General features: G+C 74.7%; 5 protein-coding genes and 1 pseudogene. 1 reads left to right on the top strand and 5 read right to left on the bottom strand.

Annotated elements, in window-relative coordinates:
- Position 1: 1 nt before the first annotated feature.
- The 5 genes and pseudogenes from AC5L3C_RS03040 to absR1 all read right to left on the bottom strand — a co-directional run bounded on the left by AC5L3C_RS03040 (position 2) and on the right by absR1 (position 15,794).
- A complete protein-coding gene (locus AC5L3C_RS03040) occupies positions 2 to 7,231 on the bottom strand; it encodes an amino acid adenylation domain-containing protein (RefSeq protein ID WP_493646698.1) in 7,230 nt (2,409 codons plus the stop codon).
- A gap of 61 nt (positions 7,232 to 7,292) precedes the next feature.
- Positions 7,293 to 7,745: an acyl carrier protein gene (locus tag AC5L3C_RS03035; protein WP_493653725.1), complete on the bottom strand. Its 453-nt coding sequence runs from the start codon at positions 7,743 to 7,745 to the stop codon at positions 7,293 to 7,295.
- Positions 7,746 to 7,974: 229 nt separating this feature from the next.
- Positions 7,975 to 13,575: pseudogene (locus AC5L3C_RS03030) on the bottom strand (SDR family NAD(P)-dependent oxidoreductase); the annotation flags it as partial.
- Positions 13,576 to 14,214: 639 nt separating this feature from the next.
- Positions 14,215 to 14,421 carry a hypothetical protein gene (locus AC5L3C_RS03025; protein WP_493646697.1) on the bottom strand — a complete coding sequence of 69 codons (207 nt, stop codon included), beginning with the start codon at positions 14,419 to 14,421 and terminating at the stop codon, positions 14,215 to 14,217.
- A 287-nt stretch (positions 14,422 to 14,708) separates the two neighbouring features.
- The gene (gene absR1 / locus AC5L3C_RS03020; RefSeq protein ID WP_493646695.1) at positions 14,709 to 15,794 is read right to left on the bottom strand and encodes a beta-glucuronidase AbsR1; all 1,086 of its coding nucleotides are present in this window, start codon (positions 15,792 to 15,794) and stop codon (positions 14,709 to 14,711) included.
- A gap of 96 nt (positions 15,795 to 15,890) precedes the next feature.
- Here absR1 and AC5L3C_RS03015 point away from each other — a divergent pair, with 96 nt between their 5' ends.
- Positions 15,891 to 17,627 carry a helix-turn-helix transcriptional regulator gene (locus AC5L3C_RS03015; RefSeq protein ID WP_493646693.1) on the top strand — a complete coding sequence of 579 codons (1,737 nt, stop codon included), beginning with the start codon at positions 15,891 to 15,893 and terminating at the stop codon, positions 17,625 to 17,627.
- The last annotated feature ends 50 nt before the right edge of the window (positions 17,628 to 17,677 follow it).

Here is a 17,677-nt window from a genome sequence, read left to right as displayed (position 1 = left end):
CTCAGTCCCTTCCGGGCGAGGAGGTGACAGCGGTGTGCGGCCGGCGCCGGATCAGTTCGCCGACCGTCCGGGCGACATGTCCGACGTACGGTTCGGTCATGATCGACAGATGGTCCCCGGGGACGCCGACGACCTCGACGCGGTTCGTCAGCAGCCGCCAGCCGTTGGCCGGGTCCTGGTGCCGGCTGCCCACCGCGTCGTGCATGGACCGCAGTACCTCGGGCAGCGGATCATCGGCCCGGATCAGGGTGAGGCGGGTGTCGGAGGCCTGCGGCCGGTAGTCCAGCGCCGCCGCCCAGTTCGCCTCGTAGACGCGGAAGAGCCGGCGGATCACGGCCGCGGAGCTGCCGGCGGGGAGCACACCGGACTCGGTGGCGATCTCCGCCATGCGCGCGAACCTCTCCTCCTCCGAGCCCGCCGGGGCGGGGAGATCCGCGACGGGGGACGTCCCGCCGAGCGTCAGCAGCAGCTCCCAGAAGAACCAGCTCAGCAGGCGGTCGTCCGGCTGACGGGCGCGGCTGCCCGGGACCGCGGCCACGGTGTCGAGGACGATCAGGTGCTCGACCTCCTCCCCGGCGGCCGTGAGCTGCCGGGCCATCTCGAAGGCGACGAAACCGCCGAAGGACCAGCCGCCGAGGGTGTAGGGCCCGCGCGGCTGCACCCGGCGCACGGCGTCGAGGTAGCTCGCCGCGAGCGCCGGCACCGATGTCAGCGGCAGGACGCCCGGGTCGGCCCCGGCGGCCTGGAGCGCGTACAGCGGCTGGCCGGCCGGCAGGTGCCGGGCGAACGGCAGATAGCACAGCACGTTGCCGCCCATGGGGTGGACCAGGAAGAGGGGCCGGCGGGTGCCTTCCGGCCGGACGGGCACCAGCGGGTCGAAGGCCGGGACGGCGGCGCCGGACCGCAGGTGGTCGGCGAGCCGGGCCACGGTCGGGGCGGCGAGGAACGTGGACAGGGGGATGCTCACGCCGTAGCGCTGTTCGACCGACACCACCAGCCGCATCGCGGTCAGCGACGTGCCGCCGAGCTCGAACATGTCGCTGTGCACCCCGACCGCGGGCAGCCGCAGCAGGTCGGCCAGCATGTCCGCCAGCGCCTCCTCGTACGCGTCCCGCGGCACGCCCGCCGGGGCGGAGGCGTCGACCGGGGTGAGCGGGACACGCCGCAGGGCGGCGTCGTCGCGTTTGCCGCTCGGAGTCAACGGCAGCGCGGGCAGCCACGCGAAGTGGCACGGCACCAGATGGTCCGGCAGCAGCTCGCGCAGGCGTGACCGCAGACCGTCGAGGTCCGCCACGGCCCGGTCACCGGTGAGGAACGCGGCGAGCGAGGTGTCGCCGTCCTGCCCGCGCCGGGCGACGACAGCGGCTTCGCGGATGCCGGGGTCGTCCGCGGCGAGACGGGTGACGGCCAGCTCCGCCTCGGCGGGCTCCACGCGATGGCCGCGGATCTTCACCTGCGCGTCCGCGCGTCCCATGTAGGCGATGTCCCCGCCGGGCAGGGTACGCGCGAGGTCGCCCGTCCGGTACAGACGTCCCCCGGGGGTGAACGGGTCGTCGACGAAGCGTTCCTCCGTCAGATCGGGCCGCCCCAGATACCCGAGGGCCAGGCCCGAGCCGCCGATGTGGAGCTCGCCCTGGCCGCCCGGGGGCACCGGACGCATCCGGGAGTCCAGCACATGGACATCGGCGCCGTCGATGGCCCGCCCGACCGGGGGCAGCGCCGGGAACACCCCGGGGTCGCCCTTCATCGTGAACGCCGTGGCGACATGGGTCTCCGTGGGCCCGTAGTGGTTCTCCAGCAGCGCGCCCGGGAGGGCGGCGAGAAGGCCGCGGATCTCGTCGGTCGTCCGCAGCTGCTCGCCGGAGGAGATCAGCACGCGCAGCCGCCGCGGGAAGATGTCCAGGGCGCGCGCGGCCTCGGCGAACTGCTGGAGGGTGACGTAGGGGAAGAAGACCCGCTCGATGCCCTCCCGGTCGATCCTGCGCAGCAGCGCGGGCATGTCCCTGCGCTCCGCGTCGTCCACGAGGTGCAGCGTCCCGCCGCCGCACAGGGTGGAGAAGATCTCCTGGAACGACACATCGAAGCTGAGCGGGGCGTATTGCAGCGTCGCTCCGCCGACGACCCCGCTCGGCCTGCCGTTCTGCCAGGCCACCAGGTTCGCCAGCCCCCGGTGCGGCATCACCACCCCCTTGGGGGCGCCCGTGGAACCGGAGGTGAACAGCACGTACGCGGCCGCCCCGGGCGAGGGCTCGGGCAGCACGCCCTCGCCGGGTACCGGCTCGGTGACCGACTCCGCGGGCAGCAGTGGGGAAACGGCGCCCACCAGAGCGGTGTGCCGGGCGTCGGCGATGACCCGGAACGGCCGCGCCTGCCGCAGCATCGCGGCGATGCGCTCCGCGGGGAACCCGGTGTCCAGCGGCACGACGGCGGCACCCGCCATCAGGGTGCCGAGGAGCACCGCGACGGCTCGGGGGGAGCGGTCCACGGCCACGCCCACCAGGGCGTCGGGGGGTGGTTCCTCGGCGAGCAGCCGCCGCGCCACCGCCTCGGCGGCGGCCAGCAGGCGCGCGTAGCTCCAGCGGCCCTCGCCCGTCACCACGGCTGTCGCGTCCGGGGTGGCGGCGGCCCGCTCGCGGAACAGCCGGACGACGCCGGGCGGGGCGGCCGCCGCTTCGGCCCGGACGGCGCGCGGGGCCAGGAAGGCGGGGTCCGGTTCCCGCGCGGGGTGGCCGGCCAGGTGCCGCAGCAGCGCGATCCAGATCTTCCCGAGCTGGTCCGCCTGTGCGGGGCTGAAGGCGCGCCCGTCGCAGTCCAGGCGCAACCGCAGCCGCTCACCGCCGAGTTCGGTGTAGACGTTGGCGAGCAGCTCGAAGTCGGTCTCCTCCCACGCCCGGAACTCCCGCAGCCGGATGCCCGGCAGCGCCAGCACCGGGTCCAGCTGCCGGAAGTGCACGTAATTGAAGGCCGTGCGCACGACCGCGGCGCCGTGGTCCTCCTGGATGGCGCTGAGCGGGTAGCGCCGGTGCGGATGGCCCGACCGCTCCTGCCGGACGACCTCGCGCGCCTCGTCCAGCCAACTCGCGCCGCGCGTCCGCAGGCGCAGGGGCACGGTGTTGAGGAACAGCCCCGTGAGGCGTTCGGCGTGCTCCGCGTCCGGCCGCCCGTGGGTGATCACCCCGGTCGTCACGTCGTCCGTTCCGGCCAGCAGGCGCAGTACCTGGCAGTGGACCGCGGCGAACAGCGACTTCAGCGGCAGTGCCTGGTCCCGCGCGAGGCGCCGCAGCTTCCCGGCGAGCTCGTCGGGAAGCACGACGTGCCGGGTGAGCTGCCCGTCGTCGCCCGGCGCCTGGTAGGAGCGCAGCATGTCCAGGGCCGGCATCCCGGCCCCGTCCAGCAGGCGCCGCCAGTGGCGCCTGCTGTCCGCCGAATCCAGGGCCCGCCGCTCGTCGCGGACGAAGTGGGCGGCCGACGGCAGCGGACCGTCCGGCACCGGGCCGGTGTCCAGGCCCAGAAGATGCGCGTAGTCCTGGAGCAGTTCCCCGATCAGATTGGCCACGCTGCCGCCGTCGAGCAGCGCGTGGTGGAAACTGAACACCAACTCCACCGTCGACGGCAGCACATGGGCGCGCATGAGGTACAACGGAGCGCGCTCCACGGCGTACCGGTGGTGGCGCCGCCGCTCGATGTGGTCGAGGATCTCCTCCTCCGCCTCCGCCACGGAGCCGGACGCGGCGCGCGAGCGCAGATCGACGACGTCCAGGCCGCCGCTCACCGTGTCGTGCACGATCTGCACGGGCTCGGAGTGGTGCACCAGGTCGAACGAGGAGCGCAGCGCCGGATGACGGGCCGTCAGACGCGCGAAGGCCTGGCGGAACGCCGTCTCCTCCCAGGCCACCTCCAGCGTGTAGCGGAACACGTCCCGGTAGACCGCCGAGCGCGCGTCGCGGCTGCTGTGGTAGAGCAGTCCGAGCTGCATCCGGGACAGCGGATGGGCGTCCTGAGCACCCGCCAGCCGCGCCCGGTCCACGCGGGGGATCAGGGCGAACGGGGCCAGGGCGGGGTCCGGACCGGACGCGTCCGCCTCCGTGGAGACCCGGGCGGCGAGCGACGCGACGGTGGGGTGCCGCACCAGATCGGTGGGGGAGAAGTACAGACCGCGCTTCTCGGCCAGGCTCCGAATCCTGAGCACCGTGATCGAGTCGCCGCCCAGGGCGTAGTAGTCGTCGTGGAGACCCACGTGGTCCACGCGCAGCACCTCGGCCCAGACGGCGGCGAGCCGGGCCTCCACCGACCCCTCCGCCGGCCGCCCGGTCGCCGGTCCCGCCGGGTACTCCGGGGAGGGCAGCGCCGCGCGGTCGGTCTTGCCACTGGGGGTCAGCGGGATGTGCTCGATGCGCCGGAACAGCGCCGGCACCATGAACTCGGGCAGCTGCCGGCGTAAGCGCTCCCGCAGGTCCCGCGGCGAGAGGTCCTCCTCGGCCACGTAGTAACCGACGAGATGGACACCGCGCGCGGAGTCGGTACGGTCGACCACCACGGCGTCGCGCACCCCGGGTACGGCGGCGAGCGCGGCGGCGACCTCGCCGGTCTCCACCCGGTTGCCGCGGATCTTGACCTGGCCGTCCAGCCGCCCCAGGTACTCGAGGTTCCCGTCGGCGAGCCACCGGGCGAGGTCGCCCGTCCGGTACAGCCGGCGCCCCGGCGTGAACGGGTCGTCGACGAACCTGTCGGCGGTCGGCCCGGGCCGGTCCAGATACCCACGGGCCACCTGCACACCGCCGATGCACAGTTCACCGGGCGCCCCGGCGGGCTGCGGCTCGTCCTGGTCGCCCAGCACGTACAGCTCCGTGTTGTCGATCGGCCGGCCGATGGGCACCCGCCGCACCGGCCGCGCGGCATCGGCGGGGCACTCGAAGCAGGACACGTCGACCGCCGCCTCGGTCGGCCCGTAGAGGTTCACCAGCTTCGGCGCGCCCGCGGTGCCGAAGACGCGGTGGAACTGCTCGACCCGCGCCGGGGGCAGCGCCTCGCCGCTGCAGAAGACGTACCGCAGCGAGCGGACGTCCGCCCTGCGGTCCGGCGACTCCTCCAGCAGATCCAGGAACGGCCCCAGCATCGAGGGCACGAAGTGCGTCACGGTGACCCGCCGTTCGGCGATCACCCGCACCAGGACCCGCGGATCCCGCTCGGCCCCGACCGGCGCCGGGGTGACCGCGGCGCCCGCGAGCGCCCACCAGAACAGCTCCCAGACCGACACGTCGAACGAGGCCGGGGTCTTGTGCAGGATCACGTCGTCCGCACCGATGGGATGGGCGCGCTGCATCCAGGCGAGGCGGTTGACCACCGAACGGTGCTCGACCATGACGCCCTTGGGCCGGCCGGTCGAGCCGGAGGTGTAGATGACATACGCGAGGTCGCGGGCGGTGGCGGCGGGGGCGAGGGGCGTGTCGTCACCGTCGAGCAGCTCGTCGACACACAAGTGGACGGCGCCGCCCGCTCCGCCCCCGTCCTGACCGATGCCGGGCGAGCCGGCATCGGTCAGGACGGCCTTGGCCCGGCTGTCCCGCAGCATGAACGCGATGCGCTCGGCGGGATAACCGGGATCAACCGGCACATAGGCACCCCCCGCCTTGAGCACGCCGAGCACCGACACCAGCAGCAGCGGCCCGCGCTCCACCAGGACGGCGACCCGCTCGCCGGGGCCGACCCCCGCCGCGCGCAGGGACCGGGCGACCTGATTGGCGGCGCCGTCGAGCCGGCCGAAGGTCATCGACGCACCTCCCGGCCCGGTGAGAACGGCACAGCGGTCGGGGGTGCGCCGCGCCTGCTCCTCGAACAGGTCGTGCAGGGTCCGGTCGCCGGGATGGGGCACCCGGGGGCCGTGGGCGGCGGCGTCCAGGGCCCGGCGCTCCGCGGTGCCCAGCATGCGCAGGCTCCCGATCGGACGGTCGGGTTCCTCGACCGCGCCGCGGATCAGAGCCGTGACGTGGCCGGCGAGCGCCTCCGCCGGGAAGTCCTCGTCGAAGACGTCGAGGGCGTGGACGAGGGAGACCGTGACCTCGTCGGTGCCGCGCGGGTGCAGCACGTGCACGGCCAGGGCGTCCCGGGCGTGCGCGGGAGCCGTGCCCGTGGCCTTGCGGGCCACCCCGGCCACCGGGCGGCTGGGCGGCACCGGCAGATAGGACAGCGTCACATCGAACAACTGCGGCGCACCCTCGCCGCGGCGTGGCAGGGCGCGGAGCAGATCGCCCAGCGCCGGCCGCTCATGGCGCCGCAGCTCTTCGGCGCCCGCCTCGGCGGCCTCGGCCACCTCCCGCATCGTCGCCGTGGCGGGCACCCGCATCCGCAGCGGCAGGGTGCCCGCGTAGTGGCCGACGGTCGCCAGCTCCTCGCCCGTCCTGCGGTTGAGCAGCGGCACGCCGATGACCACGTCGCCGGTGCGGTGCACCCGGCCGAGCCAGGTGGCGAACGCGGCGGCCACCACGGGGAAGACCGAGCGCCGCTGCTCGCGCAGCCGTCCCACCAGAGCGCTGTCGAGGGTGAAGGAGTACCGCCTGGTCCGCACTCCCGCGTCCCCCGGGCGGCGGGTGAACAGGGCGGGCTCGACGTCACCGAGTGTGCGGCGGTGGACGTCCAGGTCCGCCCGGAACTGAGGGGACGCCAGGTAGCGGGCGTCCTCGGCGACGGCGTCCAGGTAGGAAGGGGCTGACCGGTCCAAGGGGGCGGCGCCCGCCTTCACCCGTTCGTAGTCCTCGAAGACCTGCTCGGTGAAGAGCAGGATGCCGTAGCCGTCGGTGACGATGTGGTGGGCCTTGACGACCAGGTGGACCGCGCCGGGCCCCTCCCTGAGGAGGGTCAGCTCGACCATGCGGCCGCGGCGCAGCGGGAACGGGCGGGCCAGCGACCGTTCCACCCAGGAGCCGCAGGCGGCCCGGGGGTCGGCCTCGTCGGACAGGTCCACGACGCGGACCAGCTCACCGTCGGCGGCGGAGGCGACCTCGGGCGACACCCACTGGAAGGGCACGCCGTCGCGCTCGTCGAAGGACAGCGCCAGGGCGTCGTGGCGGCGCGCGGCCCGGGCCAGACACGCGCGCAGGGCGGGGACGTCCACCCGTCCCGTGAGACGTTCGTGGATGACGCAGTTGAACTGCGGATGGGTCTCGTCGATGGCACTCTCCGCCCAGATGTCCCGCTGGTGGGAGGTCAGCGGCGAAGGCGTCGGATCGGGCATCTCTCTCCTCGGACGTCGGATGTCGGACGTCGGACCGGTACCGGAACGGGCGGGTCTCCGGTCAGCCCGCGGACGGCGGGGCCTGGACCATCTCCGCGATCAGCGCCCCCGCCAGCGCCCGCACGCTGTCGTGGGCCCACAGCAGCGTCGGGGACAGCCGGGTGCCGAACGCGGCTTCCAGCCGGTTGCGCAGCTCCAGGCTCATCAGCGAGTCGAGCCCGAGCGCCTTGAACGGGGCGTCCGGCTCGATCCGCTCCGGGGCGAGCCGCAGTACCCGCCCGGTGAGCTCGCGCACGACGTCCTCGGCGATACCCGCCCGCGCCTCCTCGGCGGCGGCCAGGATCCGGTCGCGCAGGGCCCCGCCGGTCACCGCGGCACCGCCCTCGCCGCCACTGCCCGCGGCCTCGTGCAGGATCCGCCAGCTGGGCAGTGCGGCGGTGTCCGGATACGCCTCGAACCACCGCCGCAGGTCGAGCGGTACGTAGCCGACGACCGGCGTGTCGCGCTCGAGCATCCGCAGCAGCGCGGGCCAGGCCTCCCGCACCGGGAAGCCGCCCATGCCGCGCTCGTCGAGCCGGGCGCCGCGCCGCTCCTCCGCGGCGGCCAGACCGATGCCGGTGAACGGCCCCCACTGCACGCTCAGGGCGGGCAGGCCCCGGCCGCGGCGGTTCTCGGCCAGGGCCTGCGAGGAAGGCGTTGGCGGCGGCGTACGCGGCCTGTCCGGAGTTGCCGACCAGCGCGGCGGCGGAGGAGAACAGCACGAACAGGTCGAGCGGGTCGTCGGCGGTCGCCTCGTCGAGATTGCGGGCGCCCGCCGCCTTGGGGGCCAGCACCTCGGCGATCCGGGACGGTGTCAGCGTGGCGATCGTGGCGTCGGCCAGCACCCCCGCGGCATGGAACACGCCGCGCAGCCGCGGCATGCGCGCCCGCACCGTGCGCAGCGCGTCGTGCACGGCCGTCGCATCGCCGACGTCGCACCGCAGCACCTCCACACGGGTGCCGGCCTCGCGCAGTGCCCCGATGCGGGCCTCGGCCTCCGGGCCGGGCGCGGAGCGGCCCAGCAGAGCCAGCGAGCCCGCGCCGTGGTCCGCCAGGAACTCCGCCAGCGACAGGCCGAGGGCGCCCAGCCCGCCGGTGACCAGATAGGTCGCGTCGGCCCGGAACCGGCCGTCCGGCAGCGGCACCGGAGCCACGCCCCCGACGGTGGAGGGATCGGTGAGGACGAACTTGCCGATGTGGTCGCCGTGCGACAGCTCCCGCAGCGCCTCCACCGCTTCGGCGAACGGGCGGGTGCGCAGCGGAAGCGGCGCGAGCGTGCCGTCGGCGACGCGGTCCCACACGTCGGAGAGGACCCGCGCGAAGCGCCGCGGCCGGCGTTGCATCAGCCCGGCGAGGTCCACCGCGCTGAAGCTGACGCCCTTGCGGAACGGGTCCAGGGCGAGCCGGTGGCCGCCGTGGATGTCCTTCTTGCCGAGTTCGACGAAGCGCCCGTCCTCCGCGAGCACGTCGAGACCGGCGGGGATGGCCGCCCCGGTCAGGGAGTTCAGCACCACGTCGACGCCGCGTCCCGCGGTGGCCGCGCGCACGCCGGACGCCCAGCCGAGGTCCCGTGAGTCGAACACGTCGGTGACGCCGAGGGAGGCCAGGTGCCGGCGCTTGGACTCGCTCCCGGCGGTCGCGAGGACGCGGGCCCCGAGCAGCCGGGCCACCTGCACGGCGGCGAGCCCGACCCCTCCGGCGGCCGAGTGGATCAGCACGGTCTCGTCCCGTTCCAGGCGGGCGAGGCCGACGAGTCCGTACCAGGCGGTCGTCATGGCCAGGGGCAGGGCGGCGGCCTCCGCGTCACCGAGTCCGTCGGGAACGGGACGGGCATGCTCGGCGCGGACCGTCACGCGGTCGGCCAGGGAGCCGAACACGCAGGCCACCACGCGCTGTCCGGTGACGAACCCGGTCGCCTCCGGGCCGACGGCGACGACCCGGCCCGCGCACTCGCCGCCGAGCAACCCGGCGCCGCCCGTGGGATCGGGGTAGGTGCCGAGCGCCTTCATCACGTCGATGAAGTTCAGCCCGGCCGCGGTGACTTCGAGCTGGATCTCGCCGGGCCCGGGCGGCCGCTCGCCCGCCGGCCGGGCCCGTACGCCCTCCCAGAGGCCGGGCCGGGTGACGGCGAGCCGGAACGGCTGCCGCACGGCGCGCAGCGGGGGCCACGCCACGTCCTGAGCACCGGGGGAGTCGGCCCGGGTGAGCCGGGCGGCCAGACGGGTCCCGCCGCGCAGGGCGACCTGGTCCTCGTCGCCGGCGCCGAGGAGTTCGGCGGCACAGGCGCCGGCCCAGCCGTCGTCGGCGGGGTCGACGTCCACCACGCGGGACCGCAACTCTCCATGCTCGCGGCGCAGCACCCGGGCGTATCCCCAGTACAGGGCGGCACCGGGGTCGGGGCGGTCGCCCGCGGCGGCCGCCCGGGCGGCGCCCGTGACCACAGTCAGCCGCGGTGGACGGGGCAGCGCCGCGCAGGCGCGTACGGCCTCGGTCAGCGCCGCGAGCCCCCGTTGCCGGGCGGCGGGACCCGCCTCGGGCGGGGGAGCGGCGAACACGACACCCCCGGGCGCGGTCGCACCGCCCAGTACGCCCCCGTCGTCCGGCGCGGCCACCCGGTCGACCGTGGCGCCGCGGGCCGCCAGGGCGTCGGCGAGGGGTTCGGCGAGGCCGCCCGGGGCGCCGCAGACGATCCACGGCCCGGTGGGCGCGGGAGCGGCCCGAAGCCCGGCGTCCGTGACGTCGGTCCACCGCAACAGGTGCAGGCGCTCGGCGTCCACGGCCCCGGGGGACACGGCACGCGCCGCCGCCTCCAGCCGCAGCCCCTCCATGGACAGCACCGGCCGGCGGTCGCCGTCGAAGACGTGCACGTCCACGGTGCCGTCGTCGTGCCGTACGGCATGGGACCGCACCGTGATGACCGGCTCGCCGGGGGACGCGAACACCCGGACCCGGCGTATCGCGGTCGGCACCAGGGCCGTATCCGCCGCGTCCTGGTCGAACAGCGCCAGTGAGACCTGCAGGGCTCCGTCCCACAGCGCGGGGTGGAGCAGGAACTGCCCTGCGGCGCCCCTCAGTTGCTCGTCCAGCACCGCCTCGCCCACCGCCTCACGGCCGTCCGGCCGCCGGTACAGCGCGCGCACACAGCGGAAGGCGGGGCCGTAGTCGAGCCCGCGCCCGGCGGCCTCGCGGTAGAAGTCACCGGTGTCCGCCGGCTCCGCCGTGGCGTCCCAGCCGGGCCAGGTCGCACCGGCCGCGGCGTCGTCCAGGTAGCCGGCCCGCGCCGAGGCGTGCTCGGTCCAGGCGGTGCCGTCGGGGGTCAGCGACAGTAATCGGAGGCTCCCCCCTTCCCTCATGTCGTCGCGCCACTCGACGGCCAGCCGCCGGGGGGCCTCGCCGGCGAACGCGACCGCGGCGCTCAGGGTGACGTCGTGCAGGGTGCGCGGTGCGGAACCGGACCGTGCCCGCGCCGCGTCGACCGCCAGCGCCAGGGTCGCGGCACCCGGCAGGACGGCCGTGCCGTGCACCCGGTGGTCGGCCAGCCAGGGCAGGTCCGCCGTGCCGACGTCCAGGACGGCGTGCCAGACGTCCCGTTCGCCGGGCGAGGGCTCCAGCCGGACGTCGAGCCCGCGGACCGCCCCGAAACGGTCGGACGTCCGGCCGTCGGCGAACCAGTGGCGCTCGGGCCGCATCGGATACGCGGGCAGCGGGACGGGGCCGCCCCGGGGCAGGTCGCCGAAGGGTTCCAGGCCGGCGGTGTAGCCGAGGGCGAGCGCGCGGGCGAAGGCCTCCGGGCCTCCCTCGCCCCGGCGCAGCGTGGCCAGCGTCGCCACGGGCCGTGCCTGGGCGGCGATCAGCTGCTCGACGGCCGGGGTGAGGACCGGATGCGGGCTGATCTCCACGACGTGCGTGACGCCGTCCGCCAGCGCGCGGCTCATGGTGTCGGCGAACAGCACCGGGCGGCACAGGTTCGCCGCCCAGTAGGCCGCGTCCATCCGGGAGCCGTCGACCGGCTCGGCGTGCACCGTGGAGAGCAGCTCCAGGGTGCCCGGCCGCGGGGCGGTCTCCGCGAGCGCGTCCAGCAGGTCGTCCCGCAGCGCGGTCATCTGGGCGCTGTGCGAGGCGTAGTCGACGTTGACGAGCTTGCAGTACGTGCCGTCCGCCTCCAGCCGCTCCCGCAGCGCGAGTACGGCGTCACCGTCCCCGGACAGCACGCACGACGTCGGCCCGTTGTGCGCGGCCAGCGAGATCGCGTCCCCGAACGGACGGACCGCCGCGAGGGCGGCGTCGCGGTCGAGGTCCACCGCCATCATGCGCCCGTGCCCGCAGGTCCGGCGGACGATCGCGCTGCGCCGCGCCAGGACCAGCGCGGCGTCCTCGTACGACAGCGCTCCGGCGAGCACGGCCGCGGCGATCTCGCCCTGGCTGTGGCCCAGGACGACGTCGGGTTCCACACCGGCGGCCCGCCACAGCGCGGCCAGGCCCAGTGACATCGCCCAGGACACGGGCTGCAGGGTGTCGACGCGGTCCAGCCAGTCGTCGCCGGACTTCCCCGAGAACACGTCCAGGAGTTCCCAGCCGACGTGCGGGCGCAGGGCGTCGGCGCACCGTGCCACCACGTCGGCGAACAGCGGGCTGTCGCGGTACAGCTGCTCGCCCATGCCGCTCCACTGCGAGCCCTGCCCGGGGAAGACGAACGCGGTGCGTCCACGGGGTACGGCACGGCCCGTCACCACCGTCGCCCGGTCGCTGTCCTCGGGACGCCGGGACACGGCGGTCAGCGCGGCCGGCAGCTCGCCGGGGGTGCCGGCGAGCAGGGCCGCCCGCACGGGGAAGTGGTCGCGGCGCCAGGCCAGGGTTCCGGCCAGGGCGCGGACGGCGGCGGAGGTGTCCGGGCCGTCCGCCACCCGCTCCGCGAGCTGCGCGGCCCGTTCGGCCAGCACGGAGGGTTCGTGGGCGGACAGCGGGACGAGTACGGGGAGCCCGGTGGGCGGACGCTCCGGGCGGCTCCGTGCCGACGCCGTGGCCCGGGCGGAGCCGGACGTGCGGTGTCCGGAGTCCTCCCCGGGCGGTGCGGCCACGACCACGTGAGCGTTGGTGCCGCCCCAGCCGAAGGAGCTGACGCCGAGCCGGACGGGACCGGTGCGCGGCAGTTCCAAAGGGTCGCGCAGCACCCGCACGTTCAGGTCGTCGAAGGGGATGCCGGGATTGAGCACCTCGGCGTGCAGACTCGGCGGCACCACCCGGTGCCGCAGCGCGAGCAGCACCTTGAACAGCCCGGCCATCCCGGCGGCGGCCTCCAGATGCCCGATGTTCGTCTTGACCGAGCCGATCGGCAGAGGGCCGGTCGTACGGTGCCTGCCGACGGCGTGGCCGAGCGCGCGGGCCTCCGCCGGGTCGCCGCGCCGGGTGCCCGTTCCGTGGGCCTCCACATAGGCGAGGGAGTCCGCGGGGATCGCGCCCGGGCGGTCCCCGTAGACGCCTGCCAGCAGTTCCGCCTGGGCGTCCGCGCTGGGGGTGACCATGCTCTCGTCACCGCCGTCGTTGTTGACCGCCGTGCGCTCGATGATCCCGTGGACCGTGTCGCCGTCCGCCAGCGCGCGCGACAAGGGCTTCAGGCAGACGGCCGCCACGCCCTCGCCCCGGACGAAGCCGTCGGCGGACGCGGAGAAGGCGGCACAGCGGCCTTGGGGGGACAGGCCGCCGAAGTGGGTGAGTCCCACGGACACGTCCGGGGACAGGATCAGGTTGGCCGCACCGACGATCGCGGTGTCGGTCTCGCCCGATCGCAGTGCCTGCACGGCCAGGTGCAGCGCGACGAGCGAAGAGGAGCAGCCCGATTCGACGGTGAGGCTGGGACCGCGCAGCCGCAGGACGTAGCTGATCCGGGCGGCGAGCACGTCCAGGGCGCTGCCGACGAGGCTGTGCTGGGTGGGCCGTGCTCCGTGTTCCTTGCGGAGGATTTCGTAGTCGTGCCACGACGCCGCGACGTAGACCCCCGTCCGGGAGCCTTTGAGGTCCGCCGTGCGCTGCCCCGCGTCCTCCAGGGCGCGCCGGACGACCTCCAGGAGCAGCCGTTGCTGGGGGTCCATGTCGGCCGCTTCCCTCGGGGAGATCCCGAAGAAGGCGGCGTCGAACCGGTCGACGCCCTCGAGGAAGCCGCCGACCGCCTGCACGGTTCTGCCGGGGTCGAGGGGGCGGGCAGTGTCCCAGCGGTCGGCGGGGACGGGGCGGATGGCGTCGGCGCGCTCGGTCAGGAGTCTCCACAGTGCCTCCGTGTCGGGCGCGCCGGGGAACCGGCCCGCCATGCCCACGACGGCGATGGCATCGTTGTCAGCGTCCACTACGGCACCCAATCTCTCAGGGGGATCTCTCGACGGGATCTCTGCAGGGGGACGAGAAGGGCACAGCGCGCTCACCAGGGCGCGCGAGGTGCGGCCGAATGGTCTGCGTCGGAGGCATCCGTGAGATCGTCACACCGCCTCCGCCTCCGTCACTCTGGCCGCCCGCTGTCGCCGCCGCAACGCCCGCACCAGCACCGTTCCGCCGAACGGAACGCTCTTTGCCCGGATGTAAGCACCACATCCGAACGGTTCAGGCCAGACGTGAACACAAAGACGCGCTATCTGTGAAGATTTGTTCACCGCCCTGACGATTCATGATCGTGCGATGACCTCGCTCTAGGTGCCCCGACGCCGACACTCACGAACTGAACGAGCGTCAACAGCTACCGGGCGGGGGTGCATTCGGGTCAATCTGTGGATCGCGCCCTGAATGGGCGGACCGTTGGAACGCATATTTCCATGAATGACCTGAGTCTTGCGAAATCCCCTTCTCCGCTGCACCCAAGCGATTCCTCAAGGTTTGGGCCAGCCGGAAACGAGCCGTGCACGCGGCCACGCCCCGCGTGCCGTACGGAGCGCCAACACGCGACGCGACCGCGCTCGTCACATGCGGCGCTGGGACTTCTTCGCCGACCTGTCCATCCACCCCTGACACGCCCATCGCGCCAGCCCCCCGACGACAACGGACACCAGGACGGCGCCCCAGTCGATGACATGCGGGAGCCCAGGAAAGAACCCGAAGAACGCGAGACCCCCAACCAGCCCCACGACGAACGCGGCATTGGAGCGTGCGAGGTACGGCCTGGTCAAGGCGGCTCCCTTACGGTGAAGTTCTGTCGATCACCGGAGCCAACGGTGTTTTGGGCAGGCCGGTTTCAGGAAGGCGGCCGTTCTCGGCAACATGAGCGTCGTGGTGCGTTGTGTTGACCGGCGACGGTTCATGGCTGCCGAAGCCGCGCGGCGGCGCCTGCGGGAACGTCGTTCTCCCCGGTGAAGCCCGCGGCCGGGAAGACGTCACCCTCCCCCGAAGGTGGCGTCCCCCCGGCCGCTCCCCCGGCGCCGGAAATGGTTCTGGTGTCCGCGGGCGGACCGTGCTGTCACCAGCACATGAGGGCTGTCCTGCCCGGGCCCCACGCGGAGTACAGGCGGGTGCGGACGTAATAGCGGCGGCCCTTGACCAGGCGGGCCGTGATCGTCGCGTTGTGCGCGGTCCCGCCGTCGTCGTGGCCGGCGAGGAAGCGGGGCTCGCCGTCCCGTTCCTCGAACAGCACCAGGACCCGGTCGCCGTCGCCGAACGTGCCCACCGAGTAGTCACGGGTCATCGGCGGTTCGATGACGAAGTCCGCCTGCTCGCCGGGGCCCAGACGCAGCGGCACCGAACGGAACGGCACCAGCACGGGAGGCGGTGACGGAGCCGCCGGCGGATACCGGCGCAGCACGAACTCCTTGTCCGCGGCGGACAGGGTGCCGGGCGGGTGCACGCCCCCGCGGTACTGCTCCGGCTCCAGGATCAGCCCGGGCGGCAGCGCGAACTGCATGACCGACTGCGGGTCCCAGACGGAGCTGTTGGCCTCGTCCGGGCCGAGCGTGCGCAGGATGTTGCGGTACGTGCTGTCCCGGCTCCAGTGGTTCGGGGCGCCCGCCATCTCGGCGTACACCGCTTCCTCGTCCCAGTGCAGCCCGGCGTACGGACTCTGGTGCTCGTGCAGCATGCCGAGCGCGTGCCCGATCTGGTGCAGGGCCGTCGCCCGTCCGCCCGGCGCGGTCAGGTCCCAGCCGAAGTTCATCGTGCGCTCGTGCACACCCTTGTGCAGCGCCTCCCGCCCCACGGCCGACCAGGAGCCGCCACCGGCCTGGAACCCGATGCGCAGTTCCGCCTCGGTGCGGTCACGGACCTCGGCGAACGTCACCCCGAGCCCGAGATCCCGCCACTCGGCGAAGCACTCACGCACCACGTCCCGCTGCTCCTCGGCCCCGCCCCAGGACACCCACCGGGTCCGCCCGGTACCGGGTACGGCGATCTCCGAACCGTCCGTGTCGCCGTCGAAGAAGCAGTAGTGCAGCACCGTGCCGTTGACCCACACGCGCCGCCCGCCGGCCAGCGCGCGGAGCCGCTCGGCGGCCAGGCCCGGCGCGAACGCGGGCGCCGGCTCCCGAGGCAGCGAGCAGTGGCGAACGGTCATGGACGACAGCCTGCCCCGCCACCCCGGCGAGGCGCCTGAGCCGGGGTCTGCTCAAGTCCCGGTGTATCAGACCTGAGTAGCGGGGCTCCTGTTCTCGTGACGACTTCACGACAGGGCACCATCGGGACGCATGAGACCGGGACGCATGAGACCGGGACACGGGAGACGGACACGACGGAGCCGGCGGCGCGCCGGCCCTGGCCGTTCACCGGGCGGGAGGACGAGCTCGAGCAGATACGCCACTCCCTGCGGGGCGCCCGGCGCGGCATCGTGGTGACGGGTCCGGCGGGCCGGGGCAAGACCCGCCTCGTCACCGAGGCCGTACGCGGCACCGATTGCGCCCGCGTCACCGGGACGCCGCAGAGCCGGCACCTCCCGTTCGCCGCCTTCGCCCCGCTGCTGCCCGCGCCCGCCACCCTGCACGGCGCGCTGCACCACCTGTCCGACATACGCACCCTGCTGATCGACGACGCCCACCTGCTCGACGACGCCTCCGCCGCGCTGCTCCACCAGCTCGCCGTGCACGGCCGGGTCCGGCTGCTGGTCGTCGTCACCGACGGCGAGCCCGTGCCGGCCGCCGTGTCACGCCTGTGGACCGGGGAACTGCTGCCCCGGCTGCCCCTGGCGCCCCTGCCCCGTGAGCACACCATGCGCCTGCTCGGGGCGGACGCGGACGACGCCCCCGAACCACTCACCGCCCACCGGCTGTACCGCCTGTGCGACGGGGACCTGCGGTTGCTGAGGGAACTCGTGGACGCCGTACGCCGACCCGCCCGGACCGCCGCCGCCCCGCGCACCTGGACCTGGCGCGGGCCCGTGCCCCTGACACCCGCGGTGTGCACCCGCACCGCCCGCCTCCTGGACCGCGCCCCCGGCCCGGAGCGCGACACCCTCGACCGGCTCGCCTTCGCCGAACCCCTGCCCCTCGACGCCGACGACCTCGACCTCACCGCTCTGGAACACCTGGAGGCCGAGGGCCTGATCGACGTCGACGACCACGACCGCATCCGCCTGGCCCACCCCCTGCACGGCCCGGTGCTGCGCGCCGCGGCCGGCCGACTGCGCGCCCGCCGGCTCGCCCGCCCGTCCGGCGCCCACGGTCCCGCCCTGGACGCCGAGGCGGCGGAGCTCACCCGGCGGATCGACCGCGCGGACCTGGCGGCCGTCCCGGCGCCGGTGGGGGACTGGCTGGTGGGCGAGGGCCTGCCGGTACCGGCCGGATACGCGGCCCTGCGCGCTCGGTGCGCACGGCTGCGCGGCGAGCTGCGGGAGGCGGCCGCATGGGCCCGCGAAGGGCTGGACGCCGCCCCCGACGACGCGTCCTGCCGCGCAGAACTCGCCCGCGCGGAAGGCCTCCCGGACCCGGACACCGACCCCTACGACGCGGTACGCCTCGGCACCCCCGAGCGGGCCGCCGGCCGGCTCACCGGCGTCTTCGCCGACCACGCCGACGCCCTCGTGCGGGGAGACGGGCCCGCCCTGGACCGCGTGGCGGCGGAACTCGAGCGGCGCGGCTTCCTGCTGTTCGCCGCGGAGGCGTACGCCCAGGCCGTCTCCGCCCACCGGGAACCGCTGGCCGCGCGCACCGCGCGTACGCGGGCGGTCGCGCTCGCCCGCCGCTGCGGGAACGCGCACACGCCCGCGACGGCCGGCTTGGTCCTCGGCGAACTCACCGCCCGGCAACGGCAGATCGTCGCCCTCGCCGCGGCGGGGCTGAGCAACCGCCAGATCGCCGAACGGCTCACCCTGTCCGTGCGTACGGTCGGCAATCACCTGTACGGCGCGTACACCCGGCTCGGTGCGTCCGGCCGCCGCGCGGTGGTGGTCGCCTGACAGCTCGGCGGGTTCCGCCGGTCGGCGGCCGCGGGTCCTGCATGGCTGGT

Source organism: Streptomyces speibonae, from assembly GCF_984686075.1.
This window is presented reverse-complemented; position numbering and strand designations above follow the sequence as displayed.

Excerpts from the sequence above, each read along its gene's own strand:
- AC5L3C_RS03040 (WP_493646698.1), bottom strand. The coding sequence starts at position 7,231 with ATGCCCGATCCGACGCCTTCGCCGCTGACCTCCCACCAGCGGGACATC.
- absR1 (WP_493646695.1), bottom strand. The coding sequence starts at position 15,794 with ATGACCGTTCGCCACTGCTCGCTGCCTCGGGAGCCGGCGCCCGCGTTC.
- AC5L3C_RS03035 (WP_493653725.1), bottom strand. The coding sequence starts at position 7,745 with ATGCTCGAGCGCGACACGCCGGTCGTCGGCTACGTACCGCTCGACCTG.